This is a genomic window from Bacillus sp. AFS001701, assembly GCF_002559405.1.
GTDB lineage: Bacteria > Bacillota > Bacilli > Bacillales > Bacillaceae_G > Gottfriedia.
Map to the genome: position 1 here is coordinate 1 of NZ_NTZO01000086.1, position 329 is coordinate 329.

The 329-nt window shown below is 37.4% G+C and carries 1 protein-coding gene; it reads right to left on the reverse strand.

Annotated features, from left to right (window positions below; all coding sequences use genetic code 11):
- Positions 1-329: amino acid permease (locus CN514_RS06890; RefSeq protein ID WP_141529318.1), on the reverse strand; the 329-nt coding region annotated here is incomplete at both ends.

Below are 329 nucleotides of genomic sequence, written 5' to 3' on the forward strand. Positions count from 1 at the left end.
ATTGGTAAGTTACGTTGAGGGTTTTTAACTTCCTCAGCTGCAGTTGATACTGCGTCAAATCCAAAGTATGCGAATACTACTACTGCAGCACCAGCTGTTACACCATGGAATCCCATTGGCATAAATGGAGTCCAGTTGTGCGGTTGAACGTACCAAACACCTACTACGATGAAAAGTGCTACTACTGCTAATTTTACAATTACCATTATCGTGTTAAGTTTTGCTGATTCTTTAACACCTTTAGTAAGAATGAACGTAACAAGTAAAACAATGATTACTGCCGGTAAATCAATAAAAGTATGTTTAGATGGATCAAATGCACTTGTTAA